The sequence below is a fragment of the Mucilaginibacter aquariorum genome (genome assembly GCF_024498135.1).
Classification (GTDB): domain Bacteria; phylum Bacteroidota; class Bacteroidia; order Sphingobacteriales; family Sphingobacteriaceae; genus Mucilaginibacter; species Mucilaginibacter aquariorum.
Window position 1 is genome coordinate 34445 of sequence record NZ_JANHOH010000005.1, and the last position, 18125, is coordinate 52569.

The 18125-nt window shown below is 41.8% G+C and carries 21 protein-coding genes; 5 read left to right on the plus strand and 16 right to left on the minus strand.

All coding sequences use genetic code 11. The annotated features are described in order from the left end of the window. Positions 1 to 20: 20 nt before the first annotated feature. A complete protein-coding gene (locus tag NPE20_RS17925) occupies positions 21 to 731 on the plus strand; it encodes an SAM-dependent methyltransferase (RefSeq protein WP_256540068.1) in 711 nt (236 codons plus the stop codon). A gap of 65 nt (positions 732 to 796) precedes the next feature. Continuing rightward, positions 797 to 2401 (plus strand): FAD-dependent oxidoreductase, encoded by a 1605-nt coding sequence (locus NPE20_RS17930; protein ID WP_256540069.1) that lies wholly within the window; start codon positions 797 to 799, stop codon positions 2399 to 2401. Here the strand turns inward: NPE20_RS17930 and NPE20_RS17935 are convergent, their stop codons facing one another. The 9 genes from NPE20_RS17935 to NPE20_RS17975 form a co-directional block, all read right to left on the minus strand. Beyond that, positions 2402 to 2944: a hypothetical protein gene (locus NPE20_RS17935; RefSeq protein ID WP_256540070.1), complete on the minus strand. Its 543-nt coding sequence runs from the start codon at positions 2942 to 2944 to the stop codon at positions 2402 to 2404. A 54-nt stretch (positions 2945 to 2998) separates the two neighbouring features. Then, positions 2999 to 3157: a hypothetical protein gene (locus NPE20_RS17940; RefSeq protein WP_256540071.1), complete on the minus strand. Its 159-nt coding sequence runs from the start codon at positions 3155 to 3157 to the stop codon at positions 2999 to 3001. Further along, positions 3136 to 3735 (minus strand): dioxygenase family protein, encoded by a 600-nt coding sequence (locus NPE20_RS17945; RefSeq protein WP_256540072.1) that lies wholly within the window; start codon positions 3733 to 3735, stop codon positions 3136 to 3138. The genes NPE20_RS17940 and NPE20_RS17945 overlap by 22 nt, the downstream gene beginning before the upstream one ends. Positions 3736 to 3851: 116 nt before the next feature. After that, on the minus strand, positions 3852 to 4550 hold the full coding sequence (locus NPE20_RS17950; protein WP_256540073.1) for a LytR/AlgR family response regulator transcription factor: 699 nt from the start codon (positions 4548 to 4550) through the stop codon (positions 3852 to 3854). A gap of 4 nt (positions 4551 to 4554) precedes the next feature. Then, positions 4555 to 5724: a sensor histidine kinase gene (locus NPE20_RS17955; protein ID WP_256540074.1), complete on the minus strand. Its 1170-nt coding sequence runs from the start codon at positions 5722 to 5724 to the stop codon at positions 4555 to 4557. A 71-nt stretch (positions 5725 to 5795) separates the two neighbouring features. Continuing rightward, positions 5796 to 6395: a MiaE family protein gene (locus NPE20_RS17960; RefSeq protein ID WP_256540075.1), complete on the minus strand. Its 600-nt coding sequence runs from the start codon at positions 6393 to 6395 to the stop codon at positions 5796 to 5798. Between the two features lie 157 nt (positions 6396 to 6552). Further along, on the minus strand, positions 6553 to 7128 hold the full coding sequence (gene nadD / locus NPE20_RS17965) for a nicotinate (nicotinamide) nucleotide adenylyltransferase (RefSeq protein ID WP_256540076.1): 576 nt from the start codon (positions 7126 to 7128) through the stop codon (positions 6553 to 6555). A gap of 41 nt (positions 7129 to 7169) precedes the next feature. Then, complete coding sequence (gene gmk, locus NPE20_RS17970) at positions 7170 to 7790, minus strand: guanylate kinase (protein ID WP_256540077.1); 621 nt, start codon at positions 7788 to 7790, stop codon at positions 7170 to 7172. An 85-nt stretch (positions 7791 to 7875) separates the two neighbouring features. Beyond that, complete coding sequence (locus tag NPE20_RS17975) at positions 7876 to 8751, minus strand: YicC/YloC family endoribonuclease (protein WP_256540078.1); 876 nt, start codon at positions 8749 to 8751, stop codon at positions 7876 to 7878. Positions 8752 to 8917: 166 nt separating this feature from the next. Between NPE20_RS17975 and NPE20_RS17980 the strand changes: the two genes are divergently transcribed. Next, entirely contained in the window at positions 8918 to 9640 is a 723-nt protein-coding gene (locus NPE20_RS17980; protein WP_256540079.1) for a hypothetical protein, read from the plus strand. A gap of 86 nt (positions 9641 to 9726) precedes the next feature. Here the strand turns inward: NPE20_RS17980 and rnc are convergent, their stop codons facing one another. Genes rnc through NPE20_RS17995 form a run of 3 tightly spaced genes read right to left on the minus strand, consistent with a single transcriptional unit; the run spans position 9727 to position 11979 of the window. After that, positions 9727 to 10452, minus strand: a complete 726-nt coding sequence (gene rnc / locus NPE20_RS17985; protein WP_256540080.1) for a ribonuclease III — start codon at positions 10450 to 10452, stop codon at positions 9727 to 9729. A 9-nt stretch (positions 10453 to 10461) separates the two neighbouring features. Beyond that, complete coding sequence (gene fabF / locus NPE20_RS17990; RefSeq protein WP_256540081.1) at positions 10462 to 11715, minus strand: beta-ketoacyl-ACP synthase II; 1254 nt, start codon at positions 11713 to 11715, stop codon at positions 10462 to 10464. Between the two features lie 24 nt (positions 11716 to 11739). Then, a complete protein-coding gene (locus NPE20_RS17995; protein WP_067058906.1) occupies positions 11740 to 11979 on the minus strand; it encodes an acyl carrier protein in 240 nt (79 codons plus the stop codon). 486 nt (positions 11980 to 12465) lie between these two features. Between NPE20_RS17995 and NPE20_RS18000 the strand changes: the two genes are divergently transcribed. Together NPE20_RS18000 and pyk are read left to right on the plus strand one after the other, a co-directional pair. Then, on the plus strand, positions 12466 to 12891 hold the full coding sequence (locus tag NPE20_RS18000) for an IPExxxVDY family protein (protein WP_256540082.1): 426 nt from the start codon (positions 12466 to 12468) through the stop codon (positions 12889 to 12891). A 62-nt stretch (positions 12892 to 12953) separates the two neighbouring features. Further along, positions 12954 to 14390 carry a pyruvate kinase gene (gene pyk, locus NPE20_RS18005; protein ID WP_256540083.1) on the plus strand — a complete coding sequence of 479 codons (1437 nt, stop codon included), beginning with the start codon at positions 12954 to 12956 and terminating at the stop codon, positions 14388 to 14390. A gap of 209 nt (positions 14391 to 14599) precedes the next feature. Here the strand turns inward: pyk and NPE20_RS18010 are convergent, their stop codons facing one another. The 4 genes from NPE20_RS18010 to NPE20_RS18025 form a co-directional block, all read right to left on the minus strand. Further along, positions 14600 to 15166 carry a thioredoxin family protein gene (locus NPE20_RS18010; protein WP_256540084.1) on the minus strand — a complete coding sequence of 189 codons (567 nt, stop codon included), beginning with the start codon at positions 15164 to 15166 and terminating at the stop codon, positions 14600 to 14602. Positions 15167 to 15300: 134 nt separating this feature from the next. After that, on the minus strand, positions 15301 to 15537 hold the full coding sequence (locus NPE20_RS18015) for a hypothetical protein (protein WP_256540085.1): 237 nt from the start codon (positions 15535 to 15537) through the stop codon (positions 15301 to 15303). A gap of 207 nt (positions 15538 to 15744) precedes the next feature. Beyond that, a complete protein-coding gene (locus tag NPE20_RS18020) occupies positions 15745 to 16395 on the minus strand; it encodes a hypothetical protein (RefSeq protein ID WP_256540086.1) in 651 nt (216 codons plus the stop codon). A 150-nt stretch (positions 16396 to 16545) separates the two neighbouring features. Continuing rightward, positions 16546 to 18123 (minus strand): hypothetical protein, encoded by a 1578-nt coding sequence (locus tag NPE20_RS18025; RefSeq protein ID WP_256540087.1) that lies wholly within the window; start codon positions 18121 to 18123, stop codon positions 16546 to 16548. Between the last annotated feature and the right edge of the window lie 2 nt (positions 18124 to 18125).

Consider the following 18125-nt stretch of genomic DNA (forward strand, 5'->3'; position numbering starts at 1 on the left):
ATAATACATAAAACATTACCATGGCTTACGGAACCCTCTTTTTAATACCTGTACCCCTTGCAGACGAGGCCGCGGCCCAATCTTTTACGCCCTATTTGGTAGATACCATTAACAGCGTAAAAGAATACATTGTAGAGAACGAAAAAACCGCCCGCCGTTTTTTAAAGTTGGCTGGTTTAAAAACCCCGCAAAGCGAGCTGGTGATACACGATTATGGCAAACATAACCGCGATGCCGGCCTTAAAGAGTTTTTTAAAGGATTGGTTGTAGGGAAAGATGTTGGCCTGATGAGCGAAGCAGGCTGCCCCGGCATTGCAGACCCCGGCGCGGATATCGTAGCAGAGGCGCACCGTAAAGGTATAAAGGTTGTGCCCCTGGTTGGCCCGAGCTCTATTTTGCTGGCGCTGATGGCATCGGGGTTTAATGGACAAAGCTTTACCTTTCATGGTTACCTGCCTATTGATAAACTGGAACGCAGCAAAAGCATCAAAGAACTGGAAAGCCTGGCCGAGAAGAACAAGCAAACGCAGCTATTCATCGAAACACCTTTCCGTAATGATAGCATGCTACAGGAGATTTTGAGAAGTTGCAAACCAAACACCCGGCTATGCATTGCCTGTGATATTACCGCACCTACAGAATTTATTAAAACAATGACTATAGGAGAATGGTTAAAACAAGTGCCAGATCTGCGTAAGCGCCCGGCTATATTTCTTATATTTCATTCATAAATAATCCAATGGGACAGACAAAGGCATAAAAATCAATAATTCACTAAATCAATAATTGTTTTTAGATGATAACCCCGCCGCAACATACCAGCGTACTGATAGTTGGCGCCGGGCCATCCGGTTTAATGATGGCCGCGCAACTACTGCGAAATGGGGTGCAACCTATTATTATTGATATTAAGCCTGGGCCAACCAATCAATCAAAAGCATTGGCCGTACAGGCCCGCTCGCTCGAGATTTACCGGCAACTGGGGGTTATTGATAAAATTATTAACGAGGGTAAGCAGGCAGGGGGCTTATCTTTTAATATGGGCGGCGAAGAATTGGCCACCCTCTCTTTAAAGGACATAGGCGATACCGAAACGCTGTTCCCTTTTATCCTCCTGTATCAGCAAAGCAAAAACGAGCGCCTATTACTCGACTACCTGACCCAGGCTTGTTGCCCCGTATATTGGGGAACTTCGCTCATCAGCCTTAAGCAAAATAAGGATAATGTTGAAGTTACCCTGCAAAACGGCGATACCACCCATAACCTTACCTGTAATTATGTTGTTGGTGCCGATGGAGCGCATAGCGTGGTACGTAAGCAATCTGCTATCCCGTTTTCGGGCGATACCTATCAGCATAAATTTTTCCTGGCGGATGTGAAGCTGGCCAGCAGTATGAACGGTGAGGTGGTAAACCTGTTCATGGCAAAAAATGGCTTCGCAGGTTTTTTTCCCATGCCCGAGGAGCGATCATTCCGTATTGTTGCCAGTTTGCCCGATGGGCTGGAAAACAAGGAAGACTTGAATATTGAAGATGTACTGCCCGATCTGCAGGCCACAACTGCATCAGCCTTAGATATTGAACAGGTTAACTGGTTCACTATTTATAAACTGCACCACCGCATGGCCGAAAAGTTTAGCGACGGCCGCTGTTTTTTAATTGGCGATGCCGCGCACATCCATTCGCCGGTTGGCGGACAGGGCATGAACACCGGTTTACAGGATGCTTATAACCTGGGCTGGAAACTGGCCGCGGTAATAAACCGACAAATAAAAGAAACCATCCTTACCAGTTATGCCGCAGAACGCATGCCGGTGGCTAAAGACTTGCTTAACACTACCGACCGCATTTTTAACCTGATCACTTCACGCAATTGGTTTAGCGGGCTGTTGAAACGTTATATTATGCCTAAGGCGTTAAATTTGGTGTGGAAGAACGAGAAGCTGCGCAGATTCTTCTTTAAACGCGTATCGCAAACAAGTATCAACTATCGCGATAGCAAAATTAACCTGCAATTAGGTCATGCTCATGCCACCCATATAAAAGTCGGCGACCGCCTGCCATACATGGAGATATTTGACGAGAAGAAAAAGACAAAAACAGACATACAAACCTGGTGCAGCAAGCCCGGTTTTACGCTTATTACCCTTGGCGATATTAAAGAAGATTACCTGTTTACCCTGGCCAAGTGGATAACGCAGGATTACCAGGGCGCCATCAATTTTTTCCACCTGCCGCCATCAAACACCAACTGGGATGTTTTTGACGCTTTTGAGGTAAAACCAGGTATGCGCAAAGCCCTCATCATACGCCCGGATATGCACATCGGTTACATTAATGATACTGTGGATATTGAAATGATGAACAATTACATGCGCAATGTTGTGGGGTTTAATAAGTAATTACTTAGCTACTTTTAGCTGACTAAAAACGTCATGATTGTTTAGTGCCGTAACGCTATTTATTTCCTGGTAACTGCTGATAGATAAGCCATCCTGCATTTTCACGGTGAAAGTTTCTTCGCCATTACCGGCTGTCAAAACTAAATATTCGCCTATTGTATTTAGCAGCGTAAGTTCGCCGGTAATGTAATTAAGGGCTACCTTATGCTCGGCTATTGTTGTTGTATCCGATTCTATCAGTTCAAATTTTGGCGCTTCAAAAGTGATGCTGTTACCAAGGTTATCAGTTAAAACAGGGATCTTGTTTTTTAATGTTTCTATAAAATACCCAATAGCAAAGCTCAGTTTATAATGCAGCGAGTTTGACCGGCCGTCATTATTTTTCATTTCGCTGAACGTTTTTAACCTGTTGCCGGGGTTGTATGCCTGCGATTTTAGCAAGAACTCCTGGTAGGAAGCAAACAGTACGTTCTTTTCAAAATCGGTGGTTGATGAAGCATCGATAACCTGTTTGTAAGTAAGTTTTATAATTGCCTTTGACATAATGATAGGGGGGTAATGAATAAGCAAAAAGCCGGCGTTAACCGGCCCATAATATTATAATGCGATACCAAAAGTATATGTGCCAATATAACCAGCTGCTATGCTGCCGGTTAAAGACGGTGTTTCGTTAGCCAGATCGGTAGCCGAGTTTCCTAAAATACCGTCTTGGGCATTTCGGGTTGTATTTGGCCCTACACCATAGTTATTATGCACTGCATCTGATATGGTTTCAGGAAAACCAAATTGGGCGGTTTTTTTAGTGCATTATTTACAAAAACCTCAAAGTGTATGTGAGTTGCCCTGCCGCCATACCAGCCCGGGTAAATAGTGTTAAATGTTAAAGCACCTTGTGCATCGGTAGTTTGATAGCCGCGCAGCCAGGTTTCGCCAATATAGCTTTTGCTGCCCAACTGCCCTTGCTGACCCGAATAGCCCGAGTAGTAGCCATCTTTATTGCAATGCCAGATATCAACACGGGCGTTTGCAACCACATTACAATTGTCGTTGGTGTTTACCACTAATAAGTTAAGTGTTAATGGTACGCCGGTTTGCCCACTGGTAATGTCTATTCTGTTTAGCGGGTTTTTAATTTCGCCGCCGGGGTACGGATAAGGGCCTTCTACTTCGATAGGGGTTACACGGCAGGCGCTGCTGCTGGCATTAGTATCAGCAGCTGTTGTTTCACCTGTTGATGAACTGGTGCTTACCGAATCTTTTTTACAAGCATCCATTAGCATGGGGCCTGTTGCCGCAGCCAATACAAACGTTCTGAGAAAGTTTTTGCGTTCCATTATGCAATAATTAGTAGGGGTATATAATAATTAATGTAAATGTAGGCGGAAGAAGGGGCGCAAGGAATGGAGTATCGGTAAATGGGATGGATGTATCGACTATCTGATTTTTTTCATCACATTTTCATCCATCTGCGGGCAAAATCAATATAACTATCGCTTATGGGTAATTCAATGCCGGGCAGTTTAACTTTACGGTTTTGGATAGAGATTATCTTATTTACCGGTATTATATAGCTGCGGTGGATGCGCTGAAATTTATCTTCCGGAAGTTTTTCCAGCACCCTTTTGAGGGGCATTAGCGTAAGTACCGTTTTGTCAAATTGCAGATGGATCTTGATGTAATCCTCCATGCTCTCAATGTATTCAATATCCTTCAGGCTTATCTTAACCATCCTGTATTCGGAGTGCACATACAAGCTTTCATCCTTACTCTCGGCAGCGGTAGCTGTTTTGTACCGATAATAATCAACAGCTTTTTCAACCGCCTTGCCAAAACGTTTAACGTCGATAGGTTTCAGCAGATAATCTATTGCTTCCAGCTCAAAGCCTTCAAAAGCAAAGTTTTTGTAAGCGGTAGTGAATATCACCATTGGTTTTGAAACTAACGACCGTACCAGATCTATGCCGGTAATATCGGGCATGTTAATGTCTACAAATAGCAGGTCTATCGGATTATTGCGCAAATATTCTGCACCGGATACGGCATCTTCAAAAGTTTGCAGCAATTGCAAAAAAGAGAAGCGTGCAATATAGTTCCTCATCAGCTCCAACGCCAGGGGCTCGTCATCAATGGCAACACATTTTAAAACCATAGTATTAGGTATGTAAAGTTAACACCACGGTAAACTGATTGTTATCATCAGCAATATTTAATATATGCTTGCCGGGGTATAAATGCTGCAGGCGCTTTTTTGTATTAGCAATGCCAATGCCGGTACGTTCAATGTTTTCTTTACGATCGAATATTGGGTTAATGCACATAAAGGTAATCGCATCGTTTGCAATGTTCAGGTTAATATCTATAGCGCTTTCGTGCTGTTTACTAACGCCATATTTAAACACGTTCTCTACGAAGGTCATGAACAGTAAGGGTGCTATTTTTTGCTGCGCGATGGTGCCTGTAATATTAAAGTTAACTTTGGTTTTACTGCCTAAACGTAAACGCTGCAGATCTATATAATCTACAACACAATCTACTTCGCTTTGCAGGCTTACAAAATTTTCGGTAACATCATCGGTAACGTACCGCATAATATTTGATAATTTCATGATGCTTTCGGCGGTGTTGGCATTGTTGGTGATGGCCAGCGTATAAATGTTATTCAAGGTGTTAAACAAAAAGTGCGGATTTATCTGCGCCTTTAAAAAAGATAGCTCGGCGTTTGCTTTTTCGGCTTCGGCGCTAATGGCGCGTTGCTCGGTAAGCTGCCATTGTTGTACTGTTTTTATGGCGGTACTAAGCGCCATTATCATTAAAAAAAGAAACAGACTGATGGTATCAAAATGCTTTCGTTTACCACCGGGCCAGCGCTGGCCAAACGGAGGGGGCTGTTTGCGTCCTTTAAATAAACTATCGCGCGGCGGCATCAGTTTGTCGTTATTTGGGGGTGGGGTGTTGGTAGGATTGCCAAACTGCCCCGGCCCCCGGGATTGTTGCATAGCCATGTTATTACGCCAGCCTTCGCTGTTGCGTAACAAGTTTTCAAACGGTTTTAAAAAGTATATGGCACTCAATAAGCATATACAAATGATAGCATAATCTACATATCTCTTTTTCAGGAAGAAGAAGGGGAACAGCAGGGAGCTATTCAGGTAAAATAACGTGATATAGGTTAAGCAGAATAACCAGTAATAAGGCGATGCAAGCAAAATAAATATGCTGGACGAGGTGCCGTTGCGCCCGTTTGTAAACAGCAGCGGCAAGGCCATAAAGAGCAGCCAGCAGGCAATATGTATAATTACCGAAAAGGTTTTTAAGCGTAGCATCTTCAAAGTAAATACTATTTAGCTTGTAATATAACCAATGTATCGGTAACCGGGTATTTTGTATGGATGAGCTACCCGTGTATGGTTTCGCCTTTGCCGTAATTTTGTATCACCTGCGCCTCAAAGGCTAAAAACTCTGTCCAGCGGGCATCAACGTCAACAGCTGCTGCATGTTTACGGGCAAGCCTTAAAAACATGGCGTAATGGGTAGCTTCGCTGATCATCAGCTCGTGATAAAATACAGAAAGCTCCTTATCATTAATATTTTCTGACAGTACTTTAAAGCGCTCGCAGCTACGGGCCTCAATCATGGCCGAAAGCAATAACCGGTCTATCAGTTGTTGTTCGCGGCTGCCGCCAACGATCATAAACTTGCGAAGCTCGTTCACGTAATTATCCCTGCGCTCTTTACCAAGTACAAAACCGCGCTTCAGCATTATCTGGTGCACCAGTTTAAAGTGCTCCATTTCCTCCTGGGCAAGGGCTATCATTTCCTGTACCACATCACTCAGGTTTGGGTTTTGGATGATCAGGGTAATGGCATTGGTAGCCGCCTTTTGCTCGCAATAAGCATGGTCGGTTAATAGTTCTTCAATATTACTTTCCACCACGTTTTTAACCCATAGCGGGTCGGTAGGTAACTGAAGTTTAAGGATGGTTTTCTCGCTCACAGGAGCAAAGATAGGTTGTTATAGGTAAAAGGCGAAAGGATTTAATTACATCCGTCATTGCGAGGTACGAAGCAATCTCTTTAAGCTATTCGTTTATGCAAGGTGTATAATTATCCTAAAGAGATTGCTTCGTACCTCGCAATGACGCGCGGGGGAGCTAAACTCTGTAAAGGCTTTTACTCTCTATAAACTTTAAAACCGGATCGGGCACAAAATATTGTACGTTCTTTTTCTCGGCGATTGATTTACGGATAAAGGTTGCCGATAGTTCCATCAGCGGTGTCATGGTGATGGTAACGGACGGGTGCGATGCAAATTCGGCATTTTCATAGCCCGGGCGTGGGTAAACAAAGATCTGGTAATCGCGCAGTATCAGCTTATAGTTCTTCCATTTGTGCAGTGTTACCAGGTTATCAGACCCCATAATAAGGGCAAACTCATGCTCGGAATATTTTTCTTTTAAATGGGTAAGGGTATCAATGGTGTAAGATGGCTGCGGCAGCTTTAATTCTACATCGCTTACGGCAATATTGGTGGAGTTGTCTGTAGCCAGCTTGGCCATCTCCAGCCTGTCGTATGTATTTATGAGGTCGCCGTATTTTTTTAATGGGTTTTGGGGCGATACAACCAGCCACACCTTATCAAGTGTGGTGTAGTTAGCCATATAGTTGGCAATTATTAAATGCCCAATGTGTATAGGATTAAATGAACCGAATAGTAAGCCTATCTTCATGTGTTACTCCCTAACCCCTAAAAGGGGCATGTTAAAAAAGTTTAGTACCCCTGTTTCAAATGAGAATTTGAAACTCCCCCTTCAGGGGGCTGGGCGGCATTGATAAACCCTCTCACTAAATCTTCCGCCTCTTTGCAAGCCGTTTCAAGATCGTAATTTTTAAGGATAATATCAAACTGAGGGGCGTAATTAAGCTCCTTTTCTGCTTTTGCAAAACGTTCCTGTAGTTTTTCGGCACTATCGGTACCGCGGCCGGTTAATCTTTCTATCAAAACCTCTAATGATGGTGGCTGAACGAATATAGCAAGCGCCTGGTCCTCATACTTACGTTTAAGGTGCATGCCACCCTCCACATCAATATCAAATATCACGGTTTTGCCTTTTGCCCAGATGCGTTCAATTTCGGTACGCAAGGTGCCGTAGAAAGTGCCTGTGTAAACTTCTTCAAACTCTACAAACTGCTTTTTGGCAATGCGGTGAAGAAACTCTTCTTTGCTGATGAAATAGTAATCTTTTTCGTGCTGTTCATCGCCACGGGCGGGCCTGGTAGTAGCCGAAATGGAAAACTCCAGCTCGGGCATTTTGCTAAGCAGGTGATGTACTATGGTAGTTTTACCTGCTCCAGACGGGGCCGAAAATATGATGAGTTTACCTTCTTTCATTTGATCATTGAGTCATTAGGTCATTGAGTCATTAATCAAAGTGGTGCAAACCTAACAATGACCTAATGACTCAATGACACAATGATTATAGCACGTTTAACAGTTGTTCTTTAATTTTTTCAAGCTCTTCTTTCATGCCTACTACCAGTTTTTGCATATTGGCATCGTTAGCTTTTGAGCCCAGGGTGTTTATTTCACGGCCAATTTCCTGCGAAATAAAGCCGAGTTTTTTACCGTTTGCATCGGCATTTTTCAATGTCTCGATGAAATATTCGCAATGCGCTTTCAGGCGGATCTTTTCTTCCGTAATGTCAAGCTTATCTATATAATAGATCAGTTCCTGCTCAAAACGGTTCTTGTCAATGCTTTCGGCACCTACTGCTTCACTTAAAAACTGGTTCAACCGTTCGCGGATAACCGGTACGCGTTTGGGTTCTTCAACCTCAACCAGTTCCAGGTTTTTTAAGATAATGCCAATGCGGTATTTAATATCCTGCTCTAAAACGTTCCCTTCATCGCTACGGAACTGCTGAAACGCAGCCATAGCTTGCTGAAATGTTTTTTCAACCAGTTTCCATTCATCGTCAGATACAGTATCTTCTTCGTACTTAACAACTTCGGGTAAACCCAAGGCTAACTGCAACAGGTTACCACCTGGTTCGTTCAGCTCATCGCTTACGCTTTTTAGCTGATTATAGTAATGTTTAAGTAACTCCCGATCGATACCGGCAGCTTTTACGTTGGAGTTAGCCTGTTCTACATTAATAGAAAGGTTTACTTTACCACGGTCTATCTGCTTACTGCAATCGTTACGTAACTGAAACTCTTTTTCGGAGAATATTTTTGGTAAGCGCAGGGATAGTTCAAGAAATTTACTGTTAAGGGATTTTATCTCAACGGTATATTTTGTTTTGCCGGAGTCAAAGCTGGCAATTCCATACCCTGTCATGGATTTTATCATGGTGCAAAGATAATATTTTTAGACTAGAGATGTGAGATTTGAGATATGAGATTGCGACGTTCGTAACTAATCACCAATCTCTACACTCTAATCACCAGCATTTAACATTTTTTCACATTTTAAGCCATATACATTTTATAAGTTTGCTACGTTAAATATGATGCCCTTGAAGTTTTTAATAGCCTGTTTACTTAATCTGTTTTGTTTTACCTTCCTTGTTTCTGCACAGCAAAAGGTTATAAAAGGGGCTATTTACCGCAGGATCTCATCAGTAAAACTTACAGAAGTATTTATCACCAATATGAAAACTAAAGCCGTTGCCATAAGTGATGGTTTGGGTGGGTTTAGTATTAATGCTACCGTTGGTGATACTTTGTTATTTACCAAAAAGGGCTATACACCGCAAAAACAGGAAGCCAGTAATTACGGCATGGTAGTTTACATGCAGCCCGAAGTACAATTGGGAGAGGTGCGTATTGTTGGCCAAACAAAAAAACAGGAACTAAACGAGATAATGGGCGATTACCGCAAGCAAGGCACTTTTTACAATGGTAACCCGCCAGTATTAGCTGCGCTGGCCTCTCCTTTAACAGGCTTGTATGAATTGTTTGGCAAAACGCCGGGTAGAGCTAAGCGGTTTGCTGCCTTCTCTAAACGCGAGTTAGAAGCAACAGAGGTTGACAGGCGCTACAATAAACCCCTGATAATGCGTGTTACCGGCTTAACTGAAAATGACAGCACAACAGTACGCAAGTTTATGGAATACTATCGCCCATCTTTTGAAGACTTGAAAACCTGGGGTGATTATGACCTGATCCAGAAAATAAAAACTCAATACCAATATTTTAAGAAGAACGGCGACCACCCAACTTTGCAGAAGTTGTATTAAGGGGAGTGATTAGTGGTTAGTAATTTGTGATTAGGCTGGCACGATAGAAACTAATAACTGATCACAAGTTAACTGATCTCTAAACCCTATATCCCCAACGCAGCGCAGGCCTTTTCGGCAGCCAGCTTCTCGGCATTCTTTTTACTGAATTCTTTTCCGGAGCCCATTACTTCGCCATCAACACTGGCTTGTACGGTAAACAGCTTGGCGCTTTCGCCTTCTTCGTTGGTTATAAGATCAAAGCTAATGTCTTTACCATGGCGCTGGCACCATTCAATTAATTTACTCTTAAAGTTTGTTTCGGTTTGCTCCAGCGTGTGGATATCAATATGCGATTTAATGATGTGGTTCACCAAAAAGTTACGAGTAAAATCGTAACCTTTATCCAGGTAAACGGCGCCTATAAGGGCCTCAAAGGCATCGCCAAGCAGGGAGCCCTGCCTGCCCGAATTTAATACTTTGTTATCAAACTCTATCAGTTTATCAAAACCAAGCTTGCGGCCAAGCTGGTTAAGGTTGTTCCTGCTCACAATTTTTGAACGCAGCTCGGTTAAGAAGCCTTCATCCTCGTAAGGGTATAGTTTAAAAAGCACCTCGGCCACTACGCTACCCAATACGGCATCGCCCAAAAACTCAAGGCGTTCGTTACTGTTTTTTACGCCTTTTTTTATGTTTTGCGCAACCGATTTATGGCGAAATGCCAACCGGTATAACGATAAATTGCCCGGTACAAAACCGAGCAAATTTTTCAAAACCTTAACGTATTTTCTATTTGGCGAAAGGTATAGCTTATAAAAGCGGCTAATTGGCATCCAACGAAATTATTGCTGGTACTTTTTAAATATAACTGAAGCATTATGACCACCAAAACCAAAGCCATTGCTTTGCGCTATGTTTACCACGCGTTTTTGGGCGGTGTTAAATGTAAAGTTAATTTTAGGGTCAAAAGCCGGGTCGTCAGTAAAATGGTTGATCGTTGGTGGGATGATATCGTTCTTCAATGCCAAAATAGAGGCAATAGCTTCAACAGCACCTGCAGCACCAAGTAAATGGCCTGTCATTGATTTTGTTGAACTAATGTTGATACGATAAGCATGCTCACCAAAGGCATCCTGTATTGCTTTGACTTCCTGCGGGTCACCAATTGGGGTTGATGTACCATGAACGTTTACGTAATCGATATCGGCCGGGGTTAAACCTGCATCTTCCAACGCAGCTTTCATTACCAGTGATGCACCTAAACCATCAGGGTGAGGGGCAGTCATGTGGTAAGCATCAGCACTCATGCCACCGCCAACCATTTCAGCATAAATTTTGGCGCCGCGTTTAATGGCGTGGCCTAATTCTTCTAAAATAATTGTACCCGCGCCTTCGCCCGCTACAAAACCATCTCTGTCCAAATCAAATGGGCGGGATGCAGTTGCAGGATCATCGTTACGGGTTGATAGGGCATGCATAGCGTTGAAACCGCCAATACCTGCTTCGTTTATAATAGCTTCAGATCCACCTGTGATAAACATATTTGCTTTACCAAGGCGCAGATAATTAAAAGCATCAATAAGCGAATTGTTTGATGAAGCACATGCGGATACCGTAGTAAAGTTTGGCCCGCGTAAACCATATTTAATAGATATATGGCCCGGTGCAATATCAGCTATCATTTTAGGGATAAAGAACGGATTAAACTTAGGTGTACCATCGCCTTTGGCAAAGTTTACAACCTCGTCTAAAAATGTCTTTAAACCACCAATGCCCGATCCCCAGATAACGCCAATGCGGCTGGTATCCAGTTTCTCGAAATCTAATCCGGCATCTTTAACAGCTTCTTCTGTTGAAAATAAGGCGTATTGAACAAACGGATCGAGCTTGCGGGCATCTTTCCTGCCCAAAAAACCATCCGCGTCAAAGCCTTTTACTTCACAGGCAAATTTAGTTTTGAATTTTTCAACATCAAAACTCTTGATAAAGGCAGCGCCGCTTACCCCATTAATAAGGCTGTTCCAATATTCCGGAACAGTGTTACCAATTGGAGTAAGCGCTCCAAGCCCGGTTACTACAACTCTTTTAAACTCCATTTAACAGTTTTAGGGAGCTTTAAATTAAGCCTTAACGTTTTTTTCTAAGTAAGCAACAGCCTGGCCAACAGTACCAATGGTTTCTGCCTGATCATCAGGAATTGCAACGTTAAATTCTTTTTCAAACTCCATGATCAATTCCACGGTGTCTAAAGAGTCAGCACCAAGATCGTTGGTGAAGCTTGCTTCTGGTGTAACTTCACTTTCGTCAACACCCAGTTTTTCCACGATAATAGCTTTTACTCTTGAAGCGATATCAGACATAGTCTTTATAGTTTAATGATTAATAAATTCAGTGCAAAGAAAAATAAATTATGTTAAATATCAAATCTAAAAACTTTGACAATATTGAGTGAACAATGAATTGTGACAAAAGGTTTGAATTTGGGTTTTTAACCGGCGTAAAAGTAATGATTTTGAACAGAAGTATTAAAGTTTAATATCTATTTTGGATTTATAGTAGTAAAGTTACATTTATTGGATGTATGTAATTGATTATTAGCAAAGTATGGTGATTTATAAAAGAGGGGTAATTATTTATTTGGTTAAAGAGATGTCACGCTAAGCAGCGAAGACGCCAAAAAGTGTCCCCGGCTGCTTAGCGCCTTTGCATCTTTGCGCAAAAAAATAAACTTGCGGCGTTTATATAGACAAATTTGCAGCGCAGTATTATACTATAATAGTATTATGTAAATAATCCACATTTGAATTATACTGATTACGTTTTGTATTTTTACCGCCTTAAATAAAATGGTTTTGAACAGAAAAGTTTTAAAGTTTGAGATCGATCTTGATTTTATATTGATAGCGGTTACCACATCGTTAAAGGATTATCGTATATGCTACTATATAAACAAATGTTTAAATTTTAATTTTACCCGTATTGATGATCTTTCGTTAGATACCCATGTAAACGGCTCGCCGCTGCTGTTTTCGCTGTATCATTACGTTTGGGAAAGTACCGAAACCGATTTTTATTTTATTGGAAATAAGGGTTCTGACGGTTATTTGGTGCCAGAAATGCGCGAGGCCGATTATTTTATTATGATCAAGAATTATATTGATGATGATGACCTGGATAACATGATTTCGGGCCTGAATAAGATCCCCGAAATTGTCGCGGCGGTAAAGATTGACCCGAAAAAAATAAAATCACGCGAAAATCTATTATTTTAGCGGAAATTTAGATGTGTAAATAATACACAATACTTAATATTGCCTGAATTTAACCTGAAAATATGAAATTTTACTATAATCGTACTAAGATTGTTGCCACAATGGGCCCGGCCTCGGCTAAGAAAGAAGTTTTATTAGCCATGATAAGAGCCGGTTTAAATGTGTGCCGCTTAAATTTTTCGCACGGTAAACCCGAAGACCACAAGAAATTTATTGACCTTATTCGCGAGATAAACGAAGAATATAAAACCAATGTAGGTATCCTTGCCGATTTACAAGGCCCTAAAATTCGTATCGGTTTAGTAAAAGATGGCGGTATCCATTTAATTAATGGTACCCGTATTAATATAACTACAAAAGAGTGTATTGGTGATGATAACCAAATCTACATTACTTATGAAACCTTCCCGCAGGATGTACAGGCAAACGAGATCATTTTATTGGATGATGGTAAGCTGCAGCTAAAAGTTATTGAAACCAACCGCCTTGATACTGTAGTTTGCGAGGTAGTGCACGGTGGTATACTAACATCACGTAAAGGTGTTAACCTGCCAAACACAAAAGTATCTATCCCAAGCTTAACGCCCGATGACCTTGTGAACCTGCAATACGCTTTACAGTGGGATGTAGATTGGATAGGCCTTTCATTTGTACGTACTGGTCAGGATATTATAGATCTTAAACGCATCATCCGCGAAAGTGGGAAATCTGCACGTGTAATTGCCAAGGTTGAAAAACCAGAGGCTATTGATAATATTGATGAGATAATTGCCGCTACTGATGGTGTGATGATTGCCCGTGGCGACCTTGGTGTTGAAATGCCATTGGAAGAAGTGCCATTGCTGCAAAAAATGATCGCCCGTAAATGCCGTGATGCATCAAAACCTGTTATTGTTGCTACCCAGATGCTGGAATCAATGATAACTACCCCACGCCCAACACGTGCCGAGGTGAACGATGTGGCCAACTCTGTGCTTGATGGTGCCGATGCAGTAATGCTAAGCGGTGAAACATCAGTAGGTGAGTTCCCGGTTATAGTTATCGAAACTATGGCTAAGATCGTTCGTAACGTAGAAGACCTGGGTTATCCGTTCAATGCTTCAAAAGCAGAAAACACTGATACTACTTCTGTAAATTACTTAAGCGATGCGCTTTGCGGATCTGCCGTTTACCTGGCCGAGCACACAAAAGCAATGGGTATTGTAAGCATGACCGTTTCCGGTTACACCGCTTTTGAAATATCAAGCTACCGCCCTCAGGCAGGTACTTACATCTTTACATCAAGCAAGCAACTGTTAAACGCATTAAGCCTTGTTTGGGGTGTAAGGGCTTTCTATTACGATAAAACAGAAAGCACCGACCAAACTATAGCCGATGTAAACAACATCCTGAAATCTGAAGGATTGCTTAACCCGGGCGATGTGGTAATTAATACCGCAGCAGTGCCAATTGTTAAAAAAGGTAAAACAAATATGCTTAAAGTAAGCGTTATTGAGTAATAGAGATTAGAGGTTAGTGATTGGAGATTAGTTTCCGATCCAAATAAAAAGAGGGTTATGCATCAGCGTAGCCCTCTTTTGTTTTTTTACCGCCCCGTCATTGCGAGGTACGAAGCAATCTCAGAACTATGATCCGTCTTGCATGGTTACAACCTACCAGTCGGGAGATTGCAGATTGCTTCGTACCTCGCAATGACGCACGGTGAAATCTACTTCGTTTTTTCCTTCTCAACATAGGTCTTAGGGTCAAGTGCTTTTGGCGACCAGCCCTCAAAAAACTCCATTACTTTGGCTTTGCTGTGGCCTTTGCCTTCTTCCAGGTAGCCGGAGTTTTGTGTATGCAGGCGGTTACCTTTGCCATCTAACACAACAAACACTGGAAAACCAAAACGCTGCGGGTAGCCCAGATCGGCCAGTACCTTCTCGTTCTTATTCTCGGGGCTCCAGTTTACGTGTAATACCACGTAGTTATCGGTAAGATACTTGGTAAGGTCGGCATCCTTAGTAACCAGGTCATTAAAGCGCAGGCACCAAACACACCAGTTACCGCCAATTTGCAGCAAAACATTTTTATGCTGTGCCTGTGCCGTTTTTACAGCGGCTGCAATGTCAGCCTTAGCATCGGCAGCGGGGTTATATAATTTTGGCGTTTGTTGCTTTGAAGTATCTTGTGGTTTTACAGCGATACTTGGGGATGCCGGCGGTTTAGCGGTTTGCTGTGCTATTGCAGCACCCGACAGCGCAATTATGGCGACTGTAAACAGTAATTTCTTCATGATATGTTTATTTTTTCTAAATATATAAATAGTAGTAATAGGCAGCTGTAAAAATATCGTAATATTATTGAGATGTTTAGGGCATAAAAAAGCCCCGCGTGTGCAGGGCTTTGTGCTTATGGGCATGTTTAGTATTATGGGCTTATTGAATCATCATCGGGCCCGGTAGAATAATATTGAGTATCGCCGGCATTTATATCGTCGGCTTTTTTATTGTTAGCCTTTAGTAAGCGGCGCCTTCTTCGTTTTAAATCGAAACGTTCTGTCCAATGATCAAACGTGCCTGTGACTGCTAAAATACAGCCTACTACAAAAATAACCATCATGAAAATAACGAATATATGGAGCAGGCTTTCAAGTATGTGTATCATGATCATTAATCAAGTAGTTCAACCATATAAGGCAATAGCCGTGCCTTAGTGCAATATTTTTTAACAGTAAAGTGTAATAAACTATAGGATACTTAGCTACAGGAGCCGTTTTAATAAACTTGTGCAAAGCATGTTTATTAAATTAGTAAAGGGCTTTTGTGTGCATAAAAGTGTACAAATTACACTGTTTGGTAAAAAAGAACACCCTTATTGTGTATCTATAGTTGTTGTTACATTTAATCCCGCTCTAATAATATCATGAAGCGTAAAAGGCTGTCGTTTTCTATAATTACTTAAAAAGTCATCGGCCCCCTTTATCATTGCTAATTTGCTGCTTGCCGGTAAATTACAATTGACCGCTGTATAATTAGTATCGAAATAAGTGGTTAACCATACACACTTTTCTTTGTTTTTGACGGCGTTACGAAACCTGCTGCTTAAGTAATAACCCGACAGATAGTCGGTAAAAATTATCTCCTCCTCGGTTGTAAGGCTTAAATTGTATTTAAGAACTATTAACTCCACATACTCATGAGCCAGTTTATTAACCATATTTACATGATCGATGGTTGTTTCGCCCGGTTCTTTTAGCGAATTAAGATCAAGGAAAATGCTGCCGATATCAACATTGGATTGCGACATTTCTTTTGGAAGTACTTCCAGGCTATCGAAATACCAGTATGCGGGTGATTTGAAAAAAAAATCGGATAGTAATTGAAGCTCATTCTTAACAACGGTGAAACAGACAGAATCTGGTATCGACCAATAGTAAAAGGCGCTCCGTGTTTGTGCCGACCGCTCCTCGTAATTTATCATCTGAAGGCGTTGGGCATTTGTATCGGCTACGATAAAAATCATTAAAAACGTTATATAATAAGTTTTCATAATTAAAGAGTAGTATAAAACTATCTAATTATCTTATTTATAAGTATTTAATGCAATAAATTGGGTATTAAAATGTATAAATGCGCCACACATTTACACACATCTGCCGGTTTGTATTTTTCTTTAAAGATGCTTTACCTGGTAACTCCGGGTTAAAAAGCCGGCGCATAAAAGAAATGCATTAATGCAAATGATAATAAGGATGTATAAACCCGCATTATTATGGGTTAAACTGCCCAGGTAATCTGCCACATCTACCTTATTTATAATGGCGTAGGTGAGCATAAAAAACATCACCTCAAATAGTTTTTTGCCACCGCTTAATATCCCTAATGTTGCAGCGAGTGAAACAATAAAGATAGAGCCGTTAACGATATTTATAATGGCATAACCGTTTAAGGCCGCGGCATTGCGCAATAGTACGGGCAGCGCTAATACAAGAGCTAATAATATGCCGGCAAAAATTTGCGCTGGCAGCATACGTTGCAAAGGTTTGTACGATGCGTAAGCGAAGTAATGCACACGATTGGTTTTCTCTTTGGTGACCAGGTCAGACCAGCGTGTTACCTGCAAAAACAGCAGTATAGGCAGCATATAAGTATAGGCAATAGGTAAGGGTGCTATAAACATGGCTATCCATAAACCTGCATTAAGCAGCCAAAGCCATTTATTCCCTTGCCGTACCAGCAGTAATAATTCTGTTTTGATGAACGGGAATATACCGTAGTTAAAAACAAGGGGCGGCATGGTTTGGCGGGTGATGCCTGCCGGGTTGATGGTTAATTTATCCGCATCCGGTTGCTGTATTACCTTTATTTTCTTTTTACCCGCGGCCTGCTTAAAATCAAACCGGTGAAAAAACAGGGAAGAGAAATAGGTAAGCGCTAACCCAAGGCTTATCCATAAAACACGACTAAATATAAACACTGCCGACCAACTGATACCATCCCAAACGAAGGGCTTGTATTTGCGGTGCCCGTTAAAAATAAAGCCGAACGATACATCTTTAATGCTCTCGTGAAACTGCAAGTTAATTTGGCTGGTGATGCTTTTTGTGATGAGGCTTAACCCAAACGGATCAAATACACCACTGGGGTTATCCCCGCCTTTTGTTTTGATAAGGGACATTGTCATCCCGCATAAAAAAAAGTAAATGATGAATTGCAGGATGCTGCGTTTGCCCAAAAATACCTCGGCTACCACTGCCAGCGATGCCACTACGAATAACGCGGGTACCGCGAAGAACAGATAGGGCAAAACAAAGTTTGACAGGATAAAGGGAAAGCCCGTACCCCGGATAAAAAACAAGATCAAACTTATACTGAATGTACAGCCGGCAATGGTTAACAATACCAGGTAATTACTTAGCTGTTTACATAATAGATATTTAAAATTGCTGATAGGGGTGGTGGCGATGATCAATCCCACCTCGGTATCTATATCTTTTTTAATGCCGCTGTTTACCAGTAAAAAGCCGTAAAAGGATAACATAACGGTAGTCATGATGGCGGATACATATCCCACCCAGGCCGAATTATAGGCCCCCTTATAACCCGAAGCGCTTAAAGTAGTATAAGCGGCGCTATCGGGCGGCACAAACGAGTAAGCCGCGTAAACGGTTACCGCCAGCGTTATTAAAAACGAGTAGCTGCGGGTGCGCTGCAGGTAATCTGCCTTAATAATATTGTAGATGTATGGCATAT